Source organism: Streptomyces mauvecolor (assembly GCF_039532965.1).
In the GTDB taxonomy this organism is placed as follows: Bacteria; Actinomycetota; Actinomycetes; order Streptomycetales; family Streptomycetaceae; genus Streptomyces; species Streptomyces violascens.
Map to the genome: position 1 here is coordinate 456,515 of NZ_BAAASQ010000009.1, position 23,477 is coordinate 479,991.

The 23,477-nt window shown below is 70.8% G+C and carries 18 protein-coding genes and 1 pseudogene; 5 read left to right on the top strand and 14 right to left on the bottom strand.

Going from position 1 to position 23,477, the window contains the following annotated elements:
• The first annotated feature begins 37 nt into the window (after positions 1–37).
• Both ABD346_RS14640 and ABD346_RS14645 read left to right on the top strand, forming a co-directional pair.
• The gene (locus tag ABD346_RS14640) at positions 38–1,201 is read left to right on the top strand and encodes an acyl-CoA dehydrogenase family protein (protein ID WP_344375071.1); all 1,164 of its coding nucleotides are present in this window, start codon (positions 38–40) and stop codon (positions 1,199–1,201) included.
• Entirely contained in the window at positions 1,198–2,268 is a 1,071-nt protein-coding gene (locus ABD346_RS14645; RefSeq protein ID WP_344375073.1) for an acyl-CoA dehydrogenase family protein, read from the top strand. The genes ABD346_RS14640 and ABD346_RS14645 overlap by 4 nt, the downstream gene beginning before the upstream one ends.
• A gap of 58 nt (positions 2,269–2,326) precedes the next feature.
• On the opposite strand, the gene ABD346_RS14650 is transcribed toward ABD346_RS14645, so the two are convergent.
• From ABD346_RS14650 to ABD346_RS14675, 6 genes and pseudogenes are all read right to left on the bottom strand, one after another.
• Positions 2,327–3,193: a polysaccharide deacetylase family protein gene (locus ABD346_RS14650; RefSeq protein WP_344375074.1), complete on the bottom strand. Its 867-nt coding sequence runs from the start codon at positions 3,191–3,193 to the stop codon at positions 2,327–2,329.
• Positions 3,194–3,365: 172 nt separating this feature from the next.
• Entirely contained in the window at positions 3,366–4,205 is an 840-nt protein-coding gene (gene fdhD, locus ABD346_RS14655; RefSeq protein ID WP_344375075.1) for a formate dehydrogenase accessory sulfurtransferase FdhD, read from the bottom strand.
• 34 nt (positions 4,206–4,239) lie between these two features.
• On the bottom strand, positions 4,240–5,100 hold the full coding sequence (locus tag ABD346_RS14660) for a 2Fe-2S iron-sulfur cluster-binding protein (protein ID WP_344375077.1): 861 nt from the start codon (positions 5,098–5,100) through the stop codon (positions 4,240–4,242).
• A 65-nt stretch (positions 5,101–5,165) separates the two neighbouring features.
• Positions 5,166–7,313 carry an NADH-ubiquinone oxidoreductase-F iron-sulfur binding region domain-containing protein gene (locus tag ABD346_RS14665; RefSeq protein WP_344375078.1) on the bottom strand — a complete coding sequence of 716 codons (2,148 nt, stop codon included), beginning with the start codon at positions 7,311–7,313 and terminating at the stop codon, positions 5,166–5,168.
• A 7-nt stretch (positions 7,314–7,320) separates the two neighbouring features.
• Positions 7,321–9,255: a molybdopterin oxidoreductase family protein gene (locus tag ABD346_RS14670; protein ID WP_344375079.1), complete on the bottom strand. Its 1,935-nt coding sequence runs from the start codon at positions 9,253–9,255 to the stop codon at positions 7,321–7,323.
• Positions 9,252–10,247: pseudogene (locus tag ABD346_RS14675) on the bottom strand (2-dehydropantoate 2-reductase); the annotation flags it as partial. The pseudogene ABD346_RS14675 and the gene ABD346_RS14670, both read right to left, overlap by 4 nt.
• A 313-nt stretch (positions 10,248–10,560) precedes the next feature.
• On the opposite strand from ABD346_RS14675, the gene ABD346_RS14680 reads away from it, so the two are divergent.
• Positions 10,561–11,499, top strand: a complete 939-nt coding sequence (locus ABD346_RS14680; protein ID WP_344375157.1) for a beta-ketoacyl-ACP synthase III — start codon at positions 10,561–10,563, stop codon at positions 11,497–11,499.
• A gap of 338 nt (positions 11,500–11,837) precedes the next feature.
• Here the strand turns inward: ABD346_RS14680 and ABD346_RS14685 are convergent, their stop codons facing one another.
• Together ABD346_RS14685 and ABD346_RS14690 are read right to left on the bottom strand one after the other, a co-directional pair.
• On the bottom strand, positions 11,838–12,188 hold the full coding sequence (locus tag ABD346_RS14685) for a hypothetical protein (protein WP_344375081.1): 351 nt from the start codon (positions 12,186–12,188) through the stop codon (positions 11,838–11,840).
• 190 nt (positions 12,189–12,378) lie between these two features.
• Positions 12,379–13,101: a VC0807 family protein gene (locus ABD346_RS14690; protein ID WP_344375082.1), complete on the bottom strand. Its 723-nt coding sequence runs from the start codon at positions 13,099–13,101 to the stop codon at positions 12,379–12,381.
• A 373-nt stretch (positions 13,102–13,474) separates the two neighbouring features.
• Between ABD346_RS14690 and ABD346_RS14695 the strand changes: the two genes are divergently transcribed.
• A complete protein-coding gene (locus tag ABD346_RS14695) occupies positions 13,475–14,155 on the top strand; it encodes a GntR family transcriptional regulator (protein ID WP_344375083.1) in 681 nt (226 codons plus the stop codon).
• A gap of 192 nt (positions 14,156–14,347) precedes the next feature.
• On the opposite strand, the gene ABD346_RS14700 is transcribed toward ABD346_RS14695, so the two are convergent.
• The gene (locus ABD346_RS14700) at positions 14,348–15,868 is read right to left on the bottom strand and encodes a SulP family inorganic anion transporter (protein ID WP_344375084.1); all 1,521 of its coding nucleotides are present in this window, start codon (positions 15,866–15,868) and stop codon (positions 14,348–14,350) included.
• A gap of 35 nt (positions 15,869–15,903) precedes the next feature.
• On the bottom strand, positions 15,904–16,047 hold the full coding sequence (locus tag ABD346_RS14705) for a hypothetical protein (RefSeq protein WP_344375086.1): 144 nt from the start codon (positions 16,045–16,047) through the stop codon (positions 15,904–15,906).
• A gap of 636 nt (positions 16,048–16,683) precedes the next feature.
• On the opposite strand from ABD346_RS14705, the gene ABD346_RS14710 reads away from it, so the two are divergent.
• Positions 16,684–17,688 carry an alpha/beta fold hydrolase gene (locus ABD346_RS14710; RefSeq protein ID WP_344375088.1) on the top strand — a complete coding sequence of 335 codons (1,005 nt, stop codon included), beginning with the start codon at positions 16,684–16,686 and terminating at the stop codon, positions 17,686–17,688.
• A gap of 119 nt (positions 17,689–17,807) precedes the next feature.
• Here the strand turns inward: ABD346_RS14710 and ABD346_RS14715 are convergent, their stop codons facing one another.
• From ABD346_RS14715 to frc, 4 genes are all read right to left on the bottom strand, one after another.
• Entirely contained in the window at positions 17,808–18,437 is a 630-nt protein-coding gene (locus tag ABD346_RS14715) for a low temperature requirement protein A (protein ID WP_344375089.1), read from the bottom strand.
• A gap of 160 nt (positions 18,438–18,597) precedes the next feature.
• Positions 18,598–20,004, bottom strand: a complete 1,407-nt coding sequence (locus tag ABD346_RS14720) for an OFA family MFS transporter (protein ID WP_344375091.1) — start codon at positions 20,002–20,004, stop codon at positions 18,598–18,600.
• 69 nt (positions 20,005–20,073) lie between these two features.
• The gene (locus tag ABD346_RS14725) at positions 20,074–22,218 is read right to left on the bottom strand and encodes an acetate--CoA ligase family protein (RefSeq protein ID WP_344375093.1); all 2,145 of its coding nucleotides are present in this window, start codon (positions 22,216–22,218) and stop codon (positions 20,074–20,076) included.
• A gap of 3 nt (positions 22,219–22,221) precedes the next feature.
• The gene (gene frc, locus ABD346_RS14730) at positions 22,222–23,466 is read right to left on the bottom strand and encodes a formyl-CoA transferase (protein WP_344375094.1); all 1,245 of its coding nucleotides are present in this window, start codon (positions 23,464–23,466) and stop codon (positions 22,222–22,224) included.
• Between the last annotated feature and the right edge of the window lie 11 nt (positions 23,467–23,477).

A 23,477-nucleotide genomic window follows, 5' to 3' on the forward strand; every position in this document is an offset into this window, starting at 1 on the left:
GATCACCTACGTACCACCACCTGTGAGGAGTACTCCCATGACCCTCTCCGCACTCGACATCGGAGCGGTTCAACCCCCTAGTGAATCCTGGCAGTTGAGGAAGGAGGTGCGCGACTTCCTCGATGAGGAGCGGGCCGCGGGCACCGTCCTGGGGCGGCCCGACTCGTGGCTGACCGGCTGGGATCCCGCGTTCACGCGCCGCCTCGCCGCACGCGGCTGGGTCGGCATGGCGCTGCCGCGGCAGTACGGCGGCCAGGGGCGCGGCAACCTCGAACGCTATGTCGTCATCGAGGAGCTGCTGGCGGCCGGCGCTCCGGTATCGGCCCACTGGGTCGCCGACCGGCAGGCCGGCCCGTCCATCCTGCGCCACGGCACCGAGGAGCAGCGGCGCTGCTTCCTGCCTAGGATCGCCGCCGGCGAGTGCTTCTTCTCGATCGGAATGAGCGAGCAGAACAGCGGCTCCGACCTGGCCTCGGTGCGGACCCGGGCGGAGCGGACCGACAGCGGCTGGCGGCTGACCGGCACCAAGATGTGGACGGGCGGCGCGCACGTCAACGACTACGCGATCGTGCTCGCCCGCACCGACGAGTCCGACGACCGTCACGCCGGGCTGAGCCAGTTCATCGTCGGCCTGCGTGATCCGCGCATCCGGGTCGAGCCGATCCGCCTGCTCAGCGGCGAACACACCTTCAACTACGTCCACATGGAAGGCGTCGAGCTCGCCGACGACGCACTTCTCGGCCGCCCCGGCGACGGCTGGCAGCAGGTCACCGGGGAACTGGCCCTGGAACGCAGCGGGCCGGAACGCTTTCTTTCCACACTGCCGCTCCTCGTCGCCCTCGTCGGGCAGCTCCGGCAGACCGCGTGCGGCCCTGAGCAGCACGCCCGCGTGGGCCGCCTCACCGCGCGGCTGTCCTCGATCCGGCAGCTGTCCCTCGGCGTGGCCGCGGCCCTGGAGGCCGGCCGCCCGGCTGACGTGCAGGCCGCACTGGTCAAGGACCTCGGGACGCGCTTCGAGGGTGAACTCGTGCGCGAGGTCCGAGAGATCCTTCCGGTCGCCGCCCGCTTCGACGCCACGCGCGGCACCTTCCCCGAACTGCTGGCCACGGCGATCCTGCACTCACCGGGATACACGCTGCGCGGCGGCACCAACGAAATCCTGCGCGGAATCATCACCCGAGGCCTGGAGCAGTCGTCATGAGCAACGAATCCGTCATCCGGCGTGCCGTCGCCGTACTGGCCGGAACAGATCTGGCCGACATCCAGGAGCGCCCCGCCGAGTCCGCCCGGGCGGTGTGGAACGAGCTGCGGGCCGCCGATGCGCTGCCGCCGCTCGGTACGGACCGGGCCGCTCTCGTGGCGCTCGCCCGCGAGGCCGGTTACCGCGGAACACCGGCTCCGCTCGCCGAGACGCTGCTCGTCGCGCGCCCGCTGCTTGCCGAGGCCGGGCTCACCGTCCCGGACGGCCCGCTCACGGTTGCCTCCGGTCCCCTCGACATACGGTTCACCCACGTGGACACGGCCAGCGGGGTCGGCCCCCTGGGGGCGTGCGGCACCGATGACGCGGTGCGGGTCAGCGGCACACTGAGCCGGGTGCCGTGGGCCCGCGCCGCCGACGCCGTGGCCGTACTGACCGAAGGGCCGTCCGCCGGGCCCGTGCTCCTCCTGCTCGACGCGGCCGAGGGCGTGCGGGTCGAGGGCGCGAACCTGGCGGGCGAGCCCCGGGACGACCTCGTCCTGATCGACGTGGCCGTCCCCGCCGACCGGGTCCGTCGCGTCCCGGCCGCGCTGGTGCGGGAGGCGCAGTGGCGTTCCGGTCTGGCGCGGGCCGCACTGATCGCCGGCGCGGCGCGCCGCTGTGTCGACCTGACGGTCACTCATACTGCGTCCCGCGTGCAGTTCGGCCGGCCGCTGAGCCACTTCCAGGCGGTCAAGCAGGAGGAGGCCAAGCTGATCGAGGAGGCGGCCCTGATGGCGGCGGCCGTCGACGCGGCAGGTGCCGCCCCCGCCGATCCGGCCGCCGCGGAGTTCGCCGCCTGGACCGCCGCCGCGCAGGCCTGCGCCTCGGTGGGCGAGGTCACCCGCATCGCCCACCAGCTGCACGGCGCGATCGGATTCACCGAACTCAGCCCGCTCCGCCTGGCCACCACCCGCATGTGGTCCTGGCGCGACGAGGACGGCGGTGAACACGAGTGGTGCCGAAGGATCGGGCGGCGTGTCGTGGAAGGCGGCAGCGACCGGCTCTGGCCTCAGGTGACCGCCGGCTGACCGAGCCGGGGGACGACTCCCGATCCGGGAACCCGGCGGATCGGCGTTCCGAACGCGTTCAGGCCTTGACGGCGTCCGACAGGCGCACGAACTCGTATCCCTGGTCCAGCAGTTGAGGCACGGCGCCGCTCATTCCCCGGGCGGTGCCGCCGTGGGGATGGTTCATGTGGCCTATGACGACCGAGCCGGGGCGTACGTCCTGCATGGCCTGGTGCACCTGTGCCGGCGTGAAGGTCGCCCCGCCGTCGCTGTTGACGTCGAAACTCACGAAGCGCTCTCCGAGGTCGGTGACGATCCTGGCGGCCACGTCGTCGCAGTAGGCCGTGCCGGAGCGGAAGAAGCGCGGCGGGTGGCCGAGGAGGCCGGTGAGCTTGGCGCGGTTGCCCGAGACCTCGTCGAAGACCTCGCCCGCGTTCCGAGTGCCGGGTATCCGGTAGGCGGAGCGCCCGGAGACGGAGAGCGGGAGGTGGCGGGTGCCGTGGTTGCCCATTTCGAAGAGCGGGTCGGCGGCGAGCTCCTCGAAGACCGACGGATTCTCGTCGATCCAGCGGGAGTTGATGAACAGGGTCGCGGGGACGGAGCGCCGGCGCAGGAACTCGATGAGCGCCTTGTCGTACGCGTTGCCGCCCTTGCCGCCGCACGCGTCGAAGGTCAGCGCGGCCGTCTTCCCGCCGGCCGGCAGCCGCGAGAGCGCTCCCGGCACGGTCAGCCCCCAGCTGGTGGGCGCGTGCCTGCCGTAGCGGGCGACGATCTCGGCCCTGGTCGGCCCGGCCGGTGGTGCGGAGGGGGCGGACGAACGCGTTCCCGACGAGGACGGCGAGTCAGTGGCCGTGGGGGCGGCCGGGGCGGGCTTCGCCGGTCCTGAGCAGCCGGTGAGGAGTCCACTCGCCGCCACCGCAAGGACCGTACGCCGACTCACGTTCATCGTGCCGCTTTCTCCGATCGAGGCAGCGCTGCTCGCCGCACGTGATCAGCCTAGGCGGCGTGCCCGACGGGCCCGTGGCGGGTCCTCTCCGCCGTGGACCGGCGCGGGCGGCAAAAGGCCCGGCCGGCGCAGGGGGCGCTCCTCGCCGGCCGGGCCGCTCGGTCGCAGCGGGTCAGACGCCCGAGCGCAGCGCTATGCGCTCGTCACCCGCGTACACGTTCATGGAGCTGCCACGCAGGAAGCCCACCAGGGTGAGCCCGGACTCGGCGGCCAGGTCGACGGCGAGCGAGGACGGCGCGGAGACCGCCGCGAGGACCGGAATGCCCGCCATGACCGCCTTCTGGGCGAGCTCGAAGGAGGCCCGGCCCGACACCAGCAGGATGCAGCGCGACAGCGGAAGCCGGTCGTCCTGGAGAGCGCGGCCGACCAGCTTGTCGACGGCGTTGTGGCGGCCCACGTCCTCACGTATGTCGAGCAGTTCGCCCTCCGGCGAGAACAGTGCCGCCGCGTGCAGGCCCCCGGTCCGGTCGAAGACCCGCTGCGACGCGCGCAGCCGGTCGGGGAGGCTCGCGAGCAGTTCGGGCTCCACCCGGACCGGGGGAGTGTCGGCGATCGGGAAGCGGGCCTGCGTACGGACGGCGTCCAGGCTGGCCTTGCCGCACAGGCCGCACGACGATGTCGTGTACACGTTGCGTTCGAGGGTGATGTCGGGCACCGCGACGCCCGGCGCCAGCTTCACGTCGACCACGTTGTACGTGTTGGATCCGTCCGCCGTCGCGCCCGCGCAGTACACGATCGACTGGAGCTCGGACGCGGCTCCGAGCACCCCCTCGCTGACCAGGAACCCGGCCGCGAGCGCGAAGTCGTCGCCCGGAGTGCGCATGGTGATCGCGAGGGGTTTGCCGCCCAGCCGGATCTCCAGGGGCTCCTCGGCGACCAGGGTGTCCGGGCGGGTCGAGACCGCCCCGTCCCGGATGCGGATGACGCGGCGGCGTTCGGTGACCCGTCCCATGTCCTCAGTCCCTCGATCGCTCTCGTCGAACTCGTCAGTCTCGTGTCTGTACGTGCTGGAAGCCGAAGCGTCCCTTGATGCACAGATTGCCGTGGGTCACCGGGTTGTCGTGCGGCGAGGTGACCTTGACGATCTCATTGTCCTGCACATGGAGGGTGAGGTTGCAGCCGACGCCGCAGTACGCGCACACCGTGGTCGTCTCCGTCTGCGCCGCCTCGTCCCAGGTGCCCGCCGCCCGCATGTCGAACTCGGACTTGAAGGAGAGCGCTCCCGTCGGGCAGACCTCGATGCAGTTCCCGCAGTACACGCACGCCGAATCGGTGAGCGGGGCGTCGTGCTCGGTCGAGATCCGGGCATCGAAACCCCGCCCGGCCACCGCGATGGCGAACGTGTTCTGCCACTGCTCCCCGCAGGCGTCGACGCACTGGTAGCAGAGGATGCACTTGTCGTAGTCGCGCACATACAGGTCGTTGTCGACCTTCGGCTGCTCGTCGACCCGCCCCGCCTCCGCGCCGAACCGGCCGGGCTCGGCCCCGTACTCCCTGATCCACTCCCCGGCGCGCGGGGTCGTGGAGAGGTCGACGGACGAGGCGAGCAGTTCGAGGACCACCTTGCGGCTGTTGCGGGCGCGCTCGGTGTCCGTGCGCACCGTCATTCCCGCCTCGGCCCGCCGCGAGCACGCGGGCGCGAGGGTCCGGCCGCCCTCCACCTCGACGACACACACCCGGCAGGCGTTCTTGGGGGTGAGGGTGTCGCCCTGGCAGAGCGTGGGGATGTCCTTGCCGACGCCTCGGCAGGCATCGAGGACGGTGTCGCCCTCCGGCACCCGTACGGTCTCGTCGTCGATCGTCAACTCGACGATGCGGCGCGGTGGTTGAAGCGGAATCGCGGTCACTCGGGGGGCTCCTGTTCGCTGCGCTGCGGCACTCACCGGACGGCGCCGGCACCGGTTCGGGCGGCTCATTCGAAGGCTCCGAGGCGGTCGATGGCGGATTCGACGGCGTTCCACGCGGTCTGCCCGAGGCCGCAGATCGAGGCGTCCCGCATCGTGCGGCCGACATCCCGCAGCAGCGCGATGTCGCCCGCCGCGGCGGCGCCCGTGCGGTCCTTGATCCGGTGCAGCGCCTCCTCCTGGCGTACGGTGCCGACCCGGCAGGGCACGCACTGGCCGCACGACTCGTCCCGGAAGAACTCCGCGATCCTGAGCAGGATCAGGGGCAGCTCGACGGTGTCGTCCAGGACCAGGACCACCCCCGAACCGAGCGTGGTGCCCGCCTCCCGGGTGCCCTCGAAGGTGAGCGGGATGTCCAGCTCGTCGGGGCGCACGAAGCCGCCCGCGGCGCCGCCGAGCAGGACGGCCCGCATCCGCTCCGGAGGGCCCGAGAGCGCGATCAGTTCGCGCAATGAGGCCCCGAACGGCAGCTCGTAGACGCCCGGGCGGGCCACGTTCCCCGAGACGCAGAACAGCTTGGTGCCGGTGGAGGCCGCGGTGCCGGTGCGTGCGTACGCCTCCGCGCCGTGCTCCAGGATCGGCAGCACATTGACCAGCGTCTCGACGTTGTTGACGGCGGTCGGCTTCCCGAACAGGCCCTTCTCGACGGGGAACGGCGGCTTCGAGCGGGGCTCCCCGCGCCGCCCCTCGATCGAGTTGAAGATCGCGGTCTCCTCGCCGCAGATGTACGCGCCCGCGCCGCTGCGGATCTCGATGTCGAAGGCGTACCCCTGTCCGAGGACGTCGGGGCCGAGCAGTCCGCGCTCGCGGGCCCGGGCGATCGCGTGGCTCAGCCGCTCGTGGGCCCGGGGGTACTCGCCGCGCAGGTAGAGGTAGCCGCGCTCGGCGCCGACCGCGTACCCGGCGATCGTCATGGCCTCGACCAGGGCGTACGGGTCCCCCTCCATCAGGACGCGGTCCTTGAACGTGCCGGGTTCCGACTCGTCTGCGTTGCACACGAGGTAGTGCACGCGTTCCGGCCGACGGGCGGTGGCCTCCCACTTTTGCCCGGTCGGGAACGCGGCGCCGCCCCTGCCCACCAGGCCGGCGTCCAGGACCTCCCGGATCACTCCGGCGGGGCCGAGGGCGAAGGCTCTGCGCAGTGCGGTGTATCCGCCCTGGGAGCGGTAGTCGTCGAGGTCGTACGGGTCGACCTCGCCGATGCGCTTGAGGAGGACGAGGCTGTTCCGGGTGGCGTGCCGGCCCGCCTGGGGGACGGCGTGTGCGGCGGGGTGTTCGGGGGCGGTGGCGTCCGGGGCGGCCAGGGCGTGGGCCAGCGTGGCGGGGGTGGCGGGGGCGAGGACGGCCGTGAGCCGGGGGGCTGGTTCACTCCCCGCCCCGCCCCTTCCCGCAGTGACATGAGCGGCTCCGCCGCGTGGCCTCCGGGGGTTGGGAAGGGCGTCGGGTTTGATGCCGGGGGTGGTGCCCCCGGACCCCGGCTCCTCGAACGCCGGAAGGGCTGGATGTGTGGGTTGTCCGGCTGCGGGCCGTGCATGGCTGGTCGCGCAGTTCCCCGCGCCCCTGGCGGGATCGAATCTGGTCGGCTCGGGCATACCCAGCCCGTCCGGCGTTTGAGGACGAGCGCCTTTCGGGCGCGATCGGGGGTCCGGGGGTGGAGCCCCCGGGGTGTCCGGGGCGGGCGGGCCCGCTCTTCGGAGCAGTGCCGCCGGGGCGCGTTCGCACAGACCCAGGCACGGGCTGCGCTCCCAGGAGGCGGACGGGGTGTCCGCCAGGGCGTCGCACAGCTCCGCCGAGCCCTTCGCCGCGCACGCCAGGTCCGTGCACACGTAGAGCACCGTCGCGGGGCGCGGCTTCACCGAGAAGAGGGAGTAGAACGTCGCCACCCCGTACGCCTCCGCCGGTGGCACCGTCAGGCGGCGGCAGATGTAGCCGAGAGCGCTCTCACTGAGCCAGCCCACCCGGTCGTTGACCGCGTGCAGCGCCGGCAGGAGCAGGTCCCGGCGGTCCCGGGCCTCCTTGCCGCCGCGCGCCCAGCGCAGCTCCGCGTCCGTACGGTCGTCCGCGCCCTCCCACGCCGAGCCGGGCGGCCCCAGCACCGCGTCCACGGCGGCCCGTTCCTCGTCCGTCGGCTTGGTTTCTCCGAAATGCAGGTCCACGGAACAGTCAGCTCCTCACGGCCACGACGGCCGTCTTCTCCACCCGGACCGCCGACGCCTTGAACTCCGCCGTCCCCGCGATCGGGCAGTTCGCCTCGACGGTCAGCCGGTTGGTGTCGACCTCGTCGGGAAAGTGCATCGTCATGAAGGCGAGGCCCGGCCGCAGCGCCGGGTCGATCCACACCGGGGCGGTCACGGCGCCGCGCCGCGACACCACCCGTACCTCCTCGCCCCGTGCCACACCGAGCCGCTCCGCGTCCTCCGGGCACAGCTCGATGTACTCGCCCCGCCGCAGCGGAGAGGCGTAACTCCCGCTCTGCACCCCGGTGTTGTACGAGTCGAGCCGCCGGCCCGTCGTCAGGCGCAGCGGGTAGTCGCCGTCCGTCAGGTCGACCGGCGGATCGTGCTGGACCAGGCCGAACTCCGCCGCCCGCCCCCGCCGCGCGGGATCCGTCTCCCAGAGCCTGGCGTGCAGGAAACTGGAGGGGAGCTCCTGCTCGGAGGGGCACGGCCACTGGAGGCCCTGGTGCTCCTCCAGGCGGTCGTACGTCATGCCGTAGTGGTCCGGTGAGAGTGCCCGGAGTTCGTCCCAGACCTCCTTCGAGTCGGCGAACTTCCAGTCGTGGCCCAGGAGTTGGGCGATCGCGCAGATGATGTCGGTGTCCTCGCGCGCCTCGCCCGGCGGTTTCAGCGCGGCCCGCACGCGCTGCACCCGGCGTTCGCTGTTGGTCGTCGTGCCGTCCGTCTCGGCCCAGGCGGCGGTCGCGGGCAGGACCACGTCGGCCATCCGCGCGGTCTTGGTGAGGAAGATGTCCTGGACGACGAGGTGGTCGAGGGCGGCGAGGCGGCGCGCGGCCTGCTCGCTGTCGGCCTCCGACTGCGCCGGGTTCTCGCCGATGCAGTACACCGCCTTCAGGGTGCCGTGCTCCATCGCCTCGAACATCTCGGTCAGCGTCATCCCGTACCGGGGCTGGATCACCGTCTGCCACGTCGTCTCGAACTTCGTACGGGCCTCGGTGTCGAGGATGTCCTGGAAGCCGGGCAGCTTGTCGGGGATGGCGCCCATGTCGCCGCCGCCCTGCACATTGTTCTGGCCGCGCAACGGCTGCACGCCGGCTCCCCACCGGCCGACGTGCCCCGTAAGCAGCGACAGATTGATCAGGGCGCGGACGTTGTCCGTGCCGTTGTGGTGCTCGGTGATCCCCAGCGTCCAGCAGAGCTGGGCCCGTTCGGCACTCGCGTAGGCGTGGGCGAGCTCGCGGATGGCGGCCGCCGGTACGCCGGTGACGCGCTCGGCGGCCGACAGCGTCCAGGGTTCGACGAGCTCCGCGTACGCCTCGTAGCCCGTGGTCGCCCGGTCCACGAAGGCACGGTTGACCAGTCCCGCGTGGATGATCTCCCGCCCGATGGCGTGCGCCAGCGGGATGTCCGTGCCGACGTTGAGCCCCAGCCAGCTCTCCGCCCATTGGGCCGTCGAGGTGCGGCGCGGGTCGACGGCGTACATCCGGGCGCCGTTGCGGATGCCCTTCAGGACGTGCTGGAAGAAGATCGGGTGGGCGAAGCGGGCGTTGGAACCCCACATCAGGATGACGTCGGTGTGCTCCACCTCCTCGTAGGAGGAGGTGCCGCCGCCCGAGCCGAACACCGCGGACAGGCCGGCGACGCTCGGGGCGTGGCAGGTCCGGTTGCAGGAGTCGACGTTGTTGGTGCCCATGACGACCCGGGTGAACTTCTGCGCCACGTAGTTCATCTCGTTGGTGGCGCGGGCGCAGGACAGCATGGCGAAGGCGTCGGGCCCGTACGCGGCCCGGGTCCGCCGGAACCCGGCCGCGGCCCGCTCAAGGGCTTCATCCCAACTCGCTTGCCTCAGCTGCCCGTTGGTGTCGCGGACCAGGGGGTGGGTGAGCCGCGGATACTGCTTGGGCTGCCTGTTCTTCTTCATGCGGCGCTCCGGGTGTCGGACGTCTGGGCGAGGAGGTCGGCGAGCGCGTGCACGGCGCGCAGGGTCGGGACCGGGGTCGTGGTGAGCCCGGCGAGTTCGACGACGGCCGCGAGCAGCACGTCGAGTTCGAGGGGCTTGCCCTTCTCCAGGTCCTGGAGGGTGGACGTCTTGTGCTCGCCGACGCGCTCGGCGCCCGCGATGCGCCGCTCCACCGAGATCGTCGGGTGGCAGCCGACGGCCCCCGCGACGGCGAGGGTCTCGCGCATCATCGACTCGACGAGCGAGCGGGTGTCGCGGTGGCGGCATATCTGCGCCATGGTCGCGCGGGCCAGCGCGCTGATCGGGTTGAACGAGATGTTGCCGAGGAGCTTGATCCAGATGTCGTTGCGCAGATCCGGCTCGACGGGGCACTTGAGGCCGCCGGCCTGCATGGCCTCGCTGAAGTCGAGGCAGCGCCGCGAGATCGTGAGGTCGGGCTCGCCGATGGAGAACCGGGTGCCCTCCAAGTGCCGTACGACGCCCGGGGATTCGATCTCGGTGGCCGCGTACACCACGCAGCCGATGGCCCGGGCGGGCGGCAGGGTCGCGCTGACCGCGCCGCCCGGGTCGACGCTCTCGATGCGGCGCCCGGTGTGCGGACCGGGCAGCCTGTGGAAGTACCACCACGGGATGCCGTTCTGGGCGGCGATGACGGCGGTGTTCCCGTGCAGCAGCGGGTGCACCAACGGCCCTGCCGTCGCATAGGAGTTGGCCTTCAGGCCGAGCAGTACGTAGTCGACCGGGCCGACCTCGCCCGGGTCGTCGGTGGCGGCGGGGCGGGCGGTGAAGTCGCCACGCGGGCTGAGGACGCGCACCCCGTCGCGGCGCATGGCCGCCAGGTGCGGCCCGCGGGCGATGAGGTGGACCTCGGCGCCCGCGCGGTGGAGCGCGGCCCCGACGTATGCGCCGATGGCTCCGGCGCCGACTACTGCGACTTTCACGGGGCTCTCCGTTCGGTGGAGGGGCCGGGTCGGTGGAGGGGCTCAGGTACCTCGGTACTCGGGTACTCGGAACCGAATTCGTCGACAGAATATTGTCTACAGTATGCCTTTTGAAGGGGTCAAGACGCCTGACGCACTCCGGTTCCACTCCGCCGGGGCGAAACGCTGACACAAGGCTCCAAAGGTGCAGCAGTGAATCCTGTTGGGTCCCGCGCCCCTGTACCCATCAGTAGCCACGAAGACTGGATGGCTCCGGATGTCAGCAGTCCATGCTCGTACCGATCAACCGTCCATGCTCGTACCGAGGAGATCCGTCATGACCGGCATGCGAGGCTCGCGCGTTGTCGCCGTCGGGCACTACCAGCCCGCCAAGGTGCTCACCAATGACGACCTCGCCGAGCTGGTCGACACCAGTGACGAATGGATCAGCAGCCGGGTCGGCATCCGCACCCGCCATGTCGCCGGCCCGGACGAGCCCGTGGACGAGCTGGCCGCGCACGCCGGAGCGAAGGCGCTGGCCGGCGCCGGGCTCACCCCGGCCGACATCGACCTGGTTCTGGTCGCCACCTCCACGGCCGTCGACCGCTCGCCGAACACGGCCGCCCGGGTCGCCGCCCGGCTCGGCATGGGCTCGCCCGCGGTGATGGACCTCAACGTGGTCTGCGCCGGGTTCACGCACGCGCTCGCCACCGCCGACAGCCTGGTGCGCACCGGCACCGCCAAGCGCGCGCTGGTCATCGGCGCGGACAAGATGACGGCGGTGACCGACTGGACCGACCGCACCACCTGCGTCCTGGTCGGCGACGGAGCCGGCGCCGCGGTCGTCGAGGCGAGCGAAGAAGCGCTGATCGGCCCGGTGTTGTGGGGCTCGGTGCCCGAGATGGGGCATGCCGTACGCATCGAGGGCACCCCGCCGGTGTTCGCGCAGGAGGGCCAGTCCGTCTACCGCTGGGCCACCACCCAGCTGCCGCCGATCGCCCGGGAGGTGTGCGAGCGCGCCGGGCTCACCCCCGAGGACCTGGCCGCGGTGGTCCTGCACCAGGCCAATCTGCGGATCATCGAACCCGTCGCGCGCAAGATCGGCGCCGTGAACGCCGTCATCGCCCGCGATGTCGTCGAATCCGGGAACACCTCGGCGGCGAGCATCCCGATGGCCCTGTCCAAGCTGGTCGAACGCGGCGAGATCAGCACCGGCGACCCCGTCCTGCTCTTCGGCTTCGGCGGGAACCTCTCGTACGCGGGGCAGGTCGTACGCTGCCCGTGACGGGCCCGGGGCTCGGGGGCGGGCCCCGGTCACAAGGGCGAGCCCGGGTCACGAGATAGTCCTCGGCCGGCTCCGCCAGCTCTTGACGCGTCGCACAGCCGCCCACGATCACCTCGCGGACCCATGCCTCCAGCAGCCCGCGATCCTCGTCGCCGAGCTCCAACGGTGGCACGGGCGCCGGGAGTTCGATGTCAAGGCGCTCCCAGTCGAGCCCGGCGTTCCAGCCCTCGCTCGCGCGGGCCCATCCGGCTCCGTCGCGACTGTGATCGCAACCATGTCGTCACTGTCGCACCCGGCACTGTCAGTGCCTCCTGCCCAAGCACCGGGCAGCCGGGAGTTCAGAGCCAGCGCTCGGCCGCCTCCACGCTGTCGCCCCCGCTGCTGTTGAACGCGATCGCGGCCGCCGGGGCGTGCCGGCGGACCAGGTTCACGACGAGCTCGAAGAAGACGAGCAGCGTCTCGGGCTTGCGGATTCCGCCCCCGATCACGACGACGTCCCACGCCTGCGCGGTGAGCGCGCCGATCACCGTGGACTCGGCCGTATCGTCCAGCGCTATCAGAGCCATGGAGGCATCGATGCCGTGCTCGCCGAAGCGGGCCAGCTCCTTGTCGAGATCCGCGCGCAGGGCGTCGCCGTCCATGCCGGGGACTGTGTGCGGGTCGATACCGAGAACAAGTGTGGAAGGCATGTGGTGTAGGACGATCAGCGGACCGCCCGAGTTCCGCCCGGCGGAGAAGAGCGACACGTCAACTGCCCGACTGCCGGGCCGGATACCTCCTTCCGGACCCCCGCGCGGGGCGCGCCCGTCGGCGCCCTCCTGAGGAGGGTCGCGCCGATCGGGTGGATGCGATGGGTCCGGCCGCGGGGACGGCGCCGTCTCAGGGGGCTCCGGTACCCACCGACGTACAAATGACCCCATGTGTCACTACTGTGGAAGCCGTCGCGGAGGAGTTCTTTCGGGCCGCGGCCTCCGCCTCCACCATCTTCTCCATCGGGCCGGCCGCCAGCGCCCCGGAGATCACGACCGCCGCCCCGACGGCGACGGCCAGGATGACCGTACCGAGCCCCACCATCGTCTCCACCGGAATCGTGTACGCCCCCACCACACGGGCCACGCACTCCGCCAGCAGAGCCCCGCCCCACACCACGGAGAACAGCGTCTCGCAACGGCGGAATCGTGCGTTCCCGGCCATCAGCCGGTCCCAGGCGGCGGCCTTGTCCGGAGAGTTCCTGGTGATCCAGGGCTTGAGCGCGGACGTCATCAGGGGCCGGCCGGCCGCCGCCGAGAGCAGGATGCCGATCCCGACCACGCTGCTGAGTGCACCGTCCTTGGCCAGCATGAGCCGGGGGTCGCCGCTGACCGCCGAGAGCGCCAGACTCCCCACGTTCACCGCCAGGACCAGCGCGGCGAGGCGGTTGAGGCTGCGGCTCCTCATCGCGCTCCACGCCGTCCGCACCGCCGGGAGCACACTGCTGAGCGCCAGCGCGGCGAAGGTGCCCAGCCCCGCGGCCTTGAGCACGTAGTACGAGGCCAGCGGCACGCCCGCCTCGACGATCAACGGCGTCAGGCTGTCCACCAACGGGTTGCGGCTGCTGCTCATCACGGTCTCCCCGGTCCAGTTCTCGGCGACAGGAACAGCGTGCCGGGGGTGGGCACTTGGGCGGCAGAGATCGCTGTCCCGGGAACGCCAGGACATTTGTCAGTCGGCGAGGTGTGACAGGCACCCTCCACAGCGCGGGCGGGGCCGGCACCCGAGGCGCCGAGCGGGACACGAACAGCGGCGCGAAGAGAGGTGTCGGGAGCGGCGGGAAAGCGGGCTTCGCGAGCGGCTTCGTGGCAGATCCAGGCCATTCCCCGGACCTGTGCAACCGAATCCGGACGACGCATGTGCCAGGGGATTGCGCTCGGTAGACTGTAGACGATAGCCAATTTCCATGACCGGCTCGAAGCCCGTGGTGCAGGAGGGGGAACCGATGTTGTCCGCAGGACTGCCGCAGGGAACCGTGCCCAAGCTGGAGCGACCCGGGCCGCTGCGTGAGCGCGTGTACGAGGCTCTCCTGGAGCTGATCACCACCCGGGCCCTGCGCCCCGGCCAGCACCTGGTGGAGAGCGAGCTCGCGGGGCACCTCGGGGTGTCCCGGCAACCGGTGCGCGAGGCGCTCCAGCGGCTCAACACCGAGGGCTGGGTCGACCTGCGGCCCGCGCAGGGCGCGTTCGTCCACGAGCCCACCGAGGAGGAGGCCGACCAACTGCTCTCGGTGCGTACGCTCCTGGAGGCCGAGGCGGCCCGGCTCGCCGCGGCCAACTCCGGTTCGGCCGGGATCGCCGCCCTGGAGAAGCTGTGCGCCGAGGGCGAGCGGGCCGTCGCGGACGACGACGTGGACCTGGCCGTGGCCACCAACGCCGCGTTCCACGCCAAGGTCATGGAACTCGCCGGGAACCTGGTGCTCGCCGAGCTCGCGGGCCAGGTCGACCGGCGGGTGCGCTGGTACTACACCCCGGTCGCCCGCCGGCGGGGCAAGCAGTCCTGGATCGAGCACCGGGACCTGATCGCGGCGATCTCGGCGCGCGACGAGCAGCGGGCCACCGAGGTCATGCGCGCCCACACCGAGCACACGCGCACGACCTACCACGAGCGCGCCGAGCGGGGCTGACCCCGCCGACCCGCCCGGAAGGCGTTGTCCGAGTCCGTTCCGCCCGCCGGCAACCCCGTCCGGCCCAAGTCCGGGTTCTCGATGGCCGGCAGCCACGGCCCGCCGTCCACGGAGGCGTGCCGGGCCGTTCCGCGTTGTCGCCTGCGGACCGTCCCGGTACTGGAACCTCCGGCTACCGACCGAGGGGCCCTGTCACGCGGATCGGCCGGCCGCCCCCGCCGACGCGCTGGTGGAGTCGTTCTCCGTGGCCGGCACTCTGATCCGCACGGGTTCGGTGCCCGTGGTGTGGTGGCGGGCGCCCCAGTTCTGCAGGGCAGCGCGGCAGGCGTGATCCAGGTGCCGCACGGCCGTCAGGTCGAGTTCGATGGGTTGATTCCTCGGCAGTGCCTCCAGCGTCTGCAGGATGCGGGGAAGCCGGAGGAAGGTGGGGTTGCCGGTGAGGGCCACCACCAGCCTGCCACCGGTGAGTTCGCGGGTGTCGAGGTGGATGTGGGAGGTCTCCCACGCCGACTTCGCCACGGCCAGCACCAGGCCCAGGACCACGCCTTCGAACATGCTCGTCGTCACGATGGCGACGCCCGTGATGGCGAGGACGACGAGCTCGCCGCGGTGTTCGCGCCACAGCGGGCGTACTTCCTTGACGGGGATCAGCTTGCAGCCGGCGTGTACCAGCACGCCCGCGAGTGCCGCGAGCGGGATGATCCCGATCACCGTGGGCAGCAGCACGGTGAACAGCAGCAACCACAGCCCGTGCAGGATGCGGGAGACCTTCGTCGTCGCACCTGCCTGGAGGTTGGCGGAGCTGCGGACGATGACCGCGGTCAGCGGCAGGGCCCCGAGCACGCCGCACACCGTGTTGCCCACGCCCTGGGCGACCAGCTCCTTGTCGTAGTGCGTACGCGGGCCGTCGTGCATACGGTCCACCGCTGCCGCACTGAACAGCGATTCCGCCGAGGCGATGAGGGCGAAAGCGAGGACCGTACCGAGCACCGCGACGCTGCCCAATGAGCCGAGGTCGCTCGCACCGGGCGGCTGGACGGCCTCGAAGAGCCCCTGCACCTTCACGTGGGCGACGTCCGGGCCACCGATCGCCGTGCCTGCGGTGGCGAGGGCGACCGCGGCCAGCGGCGCAGGGATCTGCCGCACCTTGGCGGGCAGCTTCTTCCACCCCACGAGCACGACGATGGTGCCGAGGCCGGTCGCGAAGGCGGTCAGCGCGGAGCGGCTGGTGGCGATGTCACCGACCAGACCCGGGATGCCGAAGACCTTCTCCAGGCCCGAGCGCGGCTGGTGGACGCCGGCCATGGTGTACAGCTGCCCGAAGATGAGCACGAGTCCGATGCCGGCCAGCATGCCCTGGACGACTGAGACGGAGATCGCCCGGAACCAGCGGCCGAACCGCAGCAGGCCGAGGCCGATCTGGAGCACTCCGGCGGCCAGCACAATGGCGCCGAGCATGCTCAGTCCGAACTCCCGGACGGCTTCGAAGACGAGGACGGTCAGGCCCGCCGCCGGGCCGCTGACCTGGAGCGCGCTCCCTGGCAGGAAGCCCACGACGAGCCCGCCGACGACACCGGTGATCAGGCCGAGTTCGGCCGGCACGCCCGATGCCACGGCCACGCCCACACACAAGGGCAGGGCCACCAGGAACACGACGAGCGAGGCGAGCGCGTCCTGGCGCAGGACAGCAGGATTCTTGAAAGCGCACAGCATGAGCGAGGGTCCCCCCGAATTCGTGCCCGCCCGGTTCACAGGGCTTTGAACAACAGTCCGCCGTCTTGCGCCTGTTGCGCTCTGAGCGCGCCGGTACGCGACCGGAAGCCTTCCGTATGCCGGGGGTCGGCCGCGTGCGTGGGGGAGAAGGAACGCGGCTTGTCGATCAGTGACTTCATGATGGCCTGCCTCCTGCGCCTGCGCGGCTTCAGCCGGGGCGCGGTGTGGTCGGGTCGGTCAAGAACTGTGAAGGGGTGCGGCGGCGATTCTTCAGCGCCACGTCCTCGGGGCGATACGCCACACCACTGCGCCGCAGTCGGATTCGCAGCAGCAATCAAACCTTACCAGTGCTTTGCCTGTTGATGGCAGATGGAATAGTTGGCAAAATCCCAGATGAATGGGACATTCGATCAACTTGGAGGCTGGTTGAGTGGGGGCGTACGGTGGCGCCGCGGGGCGCACAACATGCCTCTCTGTCATGGGACTTGCTCCCGCGATGCGCCGCGAGGGACTCCCCTTGCCGACGCCGTGCGCGACGCCATTGGCAATCCCTTCTCTTCACTTGATCGATGATGGTGCTTTACCTTCCCATCGTTTGTGGTTGGGGCCTGTGAAATATGAAACGGCGTCCCGGTCGGCGTCGTGGGGTGCCCATGCCTTCCCGGGCAACCGATGTATGACGGGGTACGAAGGGGCGGAGACCCGCGGTGGCGGCACGGGCTGCCGCCGGGGCGGGCAACTCCCTGCCCTGGACGTCGGGTTCGCCTGCGGGCGAGTCCATAATTACGTGTAACACGCAGGCGTATGCTCGGCCCATGGTTGAGCATCGCATGATCGACGTGAACGGTATCCGGCTGCACATCGCGGAGGAGGGCGAGGGCCCGCTCGTCGTACTGCTGCACGGCTTCCCCGAGTCCTGGCACTCCTGGCGCCACCAGTTCGGCCCGCTGGCTGCCGCCGGGTTCCGGGTAGTCGCCCCCGACCAGCGCGGATACGGCCGCAGTGATCACCCGGAGGACGTGGACGCGTACAGCATCCTCCATCTCGTCGGGGACGTGGTCGGGTTGATCCACNTCCATCTCGTCGGGGACGTGGTCGGGTTGATCCACGCGCTGGGCGAGGAGAGGGCGTTTGTCGTCGGACATGACTGGGGCGCACCGGTGGCCTGGCACACCGCGCTGCTTCGGCCCGACGTCGTGCGGGGGGTGGCGGGGCTGAGTGTGCCGCCACCGTTCCGCGGGGCGCGTCCGCCGCTGGCGGCCATGCAGGAACGGTTCGGTGGTCGGTTCTACTGGAACTATTTCAATCGGCCCGGGGTGGCCGACGCCGAGTTCGCGAAGGACACCCGGACCGCTCTGCGCAAGCTGTTCTACTCCGCCTCCGGCGACGCACCCGACGCGGGCCGCCCCGATCAGGCGCTGGTGGCCGATCCGGGCCGTGGCTGGCTCGCGGACATGACCGACCCCGAGGCGCTGCCGGACTGGCTCACCGAGGCGGACCTGGACGAGCTCACCGAGAGCTACGCCAAGGGCTTCACCGGCGCCCTGAACTGGTACCGCAACCTGGACCGCAACTGGGAGCTCACCGCCGCCTGGCAGGGAGCGGTCGTCAGTGTGCCCGCACTGTACGTGTACGGCGACCGTGACCTGGTCCCGGCATTCCCGGGGACGCCCGAACTCATCGCGAAACTACCGGAGTTGATGCCCAGCCTGCGCCGTGAACCGGTCATGCTGCCGGGCTGCGGCCACTGGACTCAGCAGGAGCGGCCCGAGGAAGTGAATGCCGCGCTGGTCGATTTCCTGACTCAGCTGCGGGGCTGACGGACCGTTTCCGCCCGGTGCGGCTGTGGTGCGAGAAGGAGCCTGTTATCCGGCGGCCCACGTCCGCCGCCCGGGTCGGGCCGGGCTAGGCGGGAAAGGGGAGGCGCCGCTGACCAGAATCATGCGCTTCCCCTGGCGTCGTCGTGCGGGCAAGGCGCCCAGCGTGCCTCGGCCAGCAGCATCGCGACCACGACGAGCACCAGGGCGAACAGCTCGGCCAGCGACGAGAGGCACGTGCCGAGCGGGATCGTGGCAATGCACGCCGCGGCGCCGGCCGCGCGGAAGCGGAGGGGCGGGATGTGCAGCACCGCGCGGAACGCGACGTTTCCCGCCAGGAAGAGCGCCACGCCGCCCGCCAGCGCGACGGCGGGCGCGGTGGGCAGGTGGTCCGGGAGGTGGCCGATGGATTTCTTCACTCCGGCCGCGAGCACCGCGACGCCGAGCAGCACGAGCAGCACGAGCAGCATCGGTACGAAGCTGTAGTAGTACGCGAGCATCGTCGCCCGGAACCTGGCCGGCCCGGTCACCGCCCGCAGTGCCTGCTCGGCGGCCTCCTCGTCGCGGATGAAGTACGTCCACCACAGCGCGGTCGCCAGGGCCAGGGCGAGGGCCGCGCCGCCGAACAGGCCCCAGTCCAGCCTGAGGTCGCCCGCGCCGACACCGATGGCGATCACGGACTCGCCGAACGCGACGCCGTCCGTGGTGAAGACTCCGGGGATGGCCAGGGCACAAGTGAGGAAGCCGCACATGCCGAGGATGAGCGGGATGCGGCGGGCGTTGGTCTCGGGCGGTACCTGGTTGGTGAGGTAGGCGTAGGCGCCGTCTCATGTGCGGCCGACACCCTGGCCCAGGGGAACGAAACCGCCCCGGTGTGTCTCAGCTCCGGGGCGGCCCTGCACACATAGGGGCCTACACCACCTCCCGACTGATGGGCTGTGGGTTGGCCGCGATGTCCCGCACCCTGGTCCGGCCGGGCTGTCGCAGCAGCAGGGCCATGCAGCCCGCCGCCATCGAGATGCCGCCCGCCAGGGCATACGCGCCGTCGTAGCCCCACGCGTCGACGACCATCGAGCCGAGTCCGCCGCCGAACAGGCCGCTCACCAGCTTGCCGCTGTAGACCAGGCCGTAGTTGGAGGCGTTGTAGTTCTCGCCGAAGTAGTCCGGGGTCAGTGCCGCGAACATCGGGTAGAAGGCGCCGCCGCCGAAGCCCGACAGGAAGGCGAAGAACAGGAACAGCCACTCACTATGGATGGTGCCCGCCCAGATCACGCCGAACTGCGCGAGCCCCAGGACCACGATCACGAACACCAGGGTCGGCTTGCGGCCCCACAGGTCGGACAGCCAGCCCACGACCGCCCGGCCGATGCCGTTGATCACCGCCATGACGCCCATGGACGAGGCGGCGACCAGCGGGCCGAAGCCGACCTCCTTCGCGTAGTCCACCTGGAAGGAGATGCCGAAGATGGAGACGCCCGCCGTCATCACGATGGTGATCCACATCAGCGGCAGCATGCCCGTTCTGATGGCTTCCTTCGGGGTGTACTGCTTGGCCGCCGGGGGGTTCTTCGCGAGGCTCGCCGCGCTCTTGGCGTTGCCGGAGAAGTTCAGCGGGTCGATCTCCGCCGGCCACCAGTTCTTCGGCGGGTCCTTGAAGAACCAGGCGCAGGCCGCCACCACGATCAGCACATAGACACCGATGAGGTCGAGGACCTCGTTGTAATTGGCCGTGTCGAAGGCGTAGTTGAAGATGAAGATGAAGGGCAGCGAGCCGTAGGCGAAGCCGCCGTTGACGAAGCCCGTCTTGGCGCCGCGCCGTTCCGGGAACCACTTGCCGACCATGTTGATGCAGGTCGCGTAGACGAGTCCGGACCCCACCCCGCCCACGACGCCGAAGCCGAAGATCGCGGCGAGCACGTTGTGCAGGTGGGACAGTGCGAAGAAGCCGAGGAGGCAGAGTGCCGAACCGATGTACATGGCCCGTCGGGCGGTGAGGATGCCCTTTTCCCGCATCCAGCCCGCGGGGAAGGCGATGCCCGCCTGGAAGAACACCCAGACGCTCAGAATCCAGAAGGTGTTGCTCTGCGTCCAGCCGTGGGCCTCGGAGAGGGTGTCCTCGGCGGAACCGTAGGCGTACTCGGACACGCTGATCGCCATCATCGCGATCCACGGCAGGTAAACCATCAGTTTGCGGCTGTGGCCCAGCAGATCGCGATCGCTCTCGCCGACGCGATACACGCGGCCCTTGCTGTCCGTGACTTCCCGGTAGGCGACACCCGCCGCGTACCGTGGCTCCCCGGATGTGGAACTGTCGCTCATTGTCGTCCCCTTGGCGTCGAAAGAACCTGGCCAGCGCCCCCTGTCCAAACCCTTCGTTGCGGCAGGGCTCTAGGTGAGCAGCCCCGCGGCCCGTGCCCAGCGGTACTTCGCACCGAGCACCGCTACCGGCTTCTCGGTGGTGTAGGGGTAGGCGACGACGCCGCGCTCGAAGAGGTACGCGCAGGCCTCCTCGACCTCGATGTCACCGGCCAGCGAGGCCACCACGGGCTTCTCGACGCCGCGTGCCCGGAACTCCTCGACGACCCGCGCCGTCAGCTCGGCGAACACCATCGGCGGGGTGACGATCGTGTGCCAGTAGCCGAGCACGAGCGCGTGGATGCGAGGGTCCTCCATGCCGAGCCTGATCGTCGCCTCGTACGTGGCCGGCGGCTCGCCTCCCGTGATGTCGATCGGGTTGCCCGCGGCCCCGAACGGCGGGATGAACGCCTTGAAGGCGGCGTCCAGGTCCGCCGGGATCTCCATCAGCCGGAGCCCGTTGTCGACGATCGCGTCCGACAGCAGCACCCCGGAACCGCCCGCGCCGGTGATGATGACGACGTTGTCGCCGCGCGGCGCGGGCAGCACGGGCAGCGCCCGCGCGTACTCCAGCATCTCGTTGAGGCCGGGCGCCCTGATCACCCCCGCCTGGCACAGGATGTCGTCGTACACGGCGTCGTCGCCGGCCAGAGCGCCCGTGTGGGAGCCCGCGGCCTTGGCGCCCGCGCTGGTCCGCCCGGCCTTGAGGACCACGATCGGCTTCTTCGGCACGGTCGCGCGCGCCGCCTCGACGAAGGCCCGGCCGTCCTTGAGGTCCTCCAGGTGCATCGCGATGCACTGGGTGTTGGGGTCCTCGGCGAACCAGGTCAGCAGGTCGTCCTCGTCGATGTCCGACTTGTTGCCGAGTCCGACGATCGCCGAAACCCCGGTCCTGGTGGAGCGCGCGAAGCCGAGGATCGCCATGCCGATCCCGCCGGACTGGCTGGTCAGGGCGACCGGGCCCTTCACGTCGTACGGGGTGCAGAACGTGGCGCACAGGTCCTGCCAAGTGGAGTAGTAGCCATAGATGTTGGGCCCGAGCAGCCGCACTCCGTGCCGCTCGGCGATGGCCACGATCTCGTCCTGGAGGGCCTGCTCGCCGGTCTCGGCGAAGCCGGACGGGATGAGCACCGCGTTCGGAATGCCCTTGCGTCCCACCTCCTCGAGGGCCGACGCCACGAACCGGGCGGGGATCGCAAAGACCGCCACATCCACCTCACCTGGAACGTCCGTGACACTCTTGTACGCCTTGCGGCCCTGAATGTCATCGGCCCGCGGGTTCACGGGGTGGATCTCCCCGGGGAAGCCTCCGTCGACCAGGTTGCGCATGACCGAATTGCCGATCTTGCCCCGCTCGTTGGACGCGCCGATCACCGCGACGGAGCGCGGCTGCATCAGCCGCCGCATCGAGTGCAGGATCTCCTCGCGGCTGTACGTCCGCCTCGGCTTGGCCACCTCCGTCGTCAGCAGGATCCTGATGTCGGCGGCGACCGCGCCCTCGGGGGTGGCGATCACCGGGTTGAGATCGACCTCCGCGATCTCCGGGAAGTCGGTGACCAGCTGGGACACCCGGCGGATCTGCTCCGCCAGCGCCCACCGGTCCACGGCCGGCGCGCCGCGCACCCCGCGCAGGATCTCCGCCGCCCCGATCGAGTCGAGCATGGAGATCGCCTCGTCGGCGGAGACCGGAGCGAGCCGGAACGTGACGTCCTTGAGGACCTCCACCAGCACCCCGCCGAGCCCGAACGCCACCACCTTGCCGAAGGTGGGATCGGTGACCGCCCCGACGATCACCTCCTGCCCCGGCGGCAGGAGTTGCTGCACCTGCACGCCGTCGATGCGCGCAGCGGGGGCGTGGGCCCGGGCGTTCTCGATGATCCGGTGGAACGCGGCGCGCACCTCGGCCGCGCCCTCCACGCCGACCACGACCCCGCCCGCGTCGGTCTTGTGCAGGATGTCCGGCGAGACGATCTTCAGTACGGACCTGCCGCCGAGCCGTGCCGCGTGCGCCACCGCCTCGTCGACGTCCCGCGCGAGCGCCTCGCCCGGCACGGCGATCCCGTACGCGTCCGCGACTGTCCTGCCCTCGGGGGCGGTGAGCGCGTCGCGCCCCTCGGCTCGTACGGCGGCGAGCAGCGCCCGCACCGCCTCCCGGTCCTGTGCCTCGACACCGACCATCGCTCAGATCACTCCGTTCGTCTTGAGCAGCCGCAGTTCCTCGTCGCCGAGGCCCAGTTCGCCGACGTACACCTCTTCGTTGTGCTCGCCCAGCAGCGGCGAGGTGACCATGTCGACGGGGGAGTCGGAGAGCTTGAGCGGGGAGCCGACGGTGGTGAACCGGCCGCGCTTCGGGTGCTCGACCTCGACGACCATGTCGTTCGCGACGAGGGAGGCGTCCTCGATGATCTCCTTGGTGGAGAGGATCGGGCCGCACGGGATGTTGTGCGCGTTCAGCCGCTCAAGTACCTCCCATTTGGGGAGAGTCGACGACCACTCCTCGATCAGCTGGAACATCTTGCCCAGCTTGGGAAGGCGCGCCTCGGGCGTTGCCCACTCGGGATCGGTGGCGAGTTCCGGGCGGCCGATGAGCTCGGTGACCGGCTGCCATCCGACCGGCTGCACGATCACATACACGTAGTCGTTGGGTCCGCCGGGCGCGCACTTCACGGCCCAGCCGGGCTGCCCGCCGCCGGACGCGTTGCCGGAACGGGGAACTTCCGTGCCGAAGTCGTCATTGGGGTACTCCGCCAACGGGCCGTGCGCCAGCCGTTGTTGGTCGCGCAGCTTGACGCGGCACAGGTTGAGGACCGCGTGCTGCATGGCGACCTGGACGCGCTGGCCGCGCCCGGTGGACTCGCGCTGGTAGAGCGCGGCCAGGATGCCGGCCACCGCGTGGATGCCGGTCCCGGAATCGCCGATCTGCGCGCCGGTGGCGAGCGGCGGCCCGTCCTCGAAACCGGTGGTGGCCATCGACCCGCCCATGGCCTGCGCGACGACCTCGTACGCCTTGAAGTTGGTGTACGGGCCTTCCCCGAAGCCCTTGATCGAGGCGTACACGATCCGGGGGTTTATCTCCTGGATCCGCTCCCAGGTGAAGCCCATGCGGTCGACCGCGCCCGGACCGAAGTTCTCCACCATCACATCGGAGCGGCGGATGAGCTCGGTCAGGATCTCCTTGCCGCGCGGCGTCTTGGTGTTGAGGGTGATGCTCCGCTTGTTGCAGTTGAGCATCGTGAAGTAGAGCGAGTCGACGTCGGGGAGGTCGCGCAGCTGCCCCCGGGTGATGTCACCGGTGGGCGCCTCCAGCTTGACGACGTCCGCGCCGAGCCAGCCGAGCAGCTGGGTGGCGGAAGGGCCGGACTGGACGTGGGTCATGTCGAGGACGCGCACGCCCTCAAGTGCCTTGGCGGCAGGGGCCGTTGTCATGGCAGGGCTCC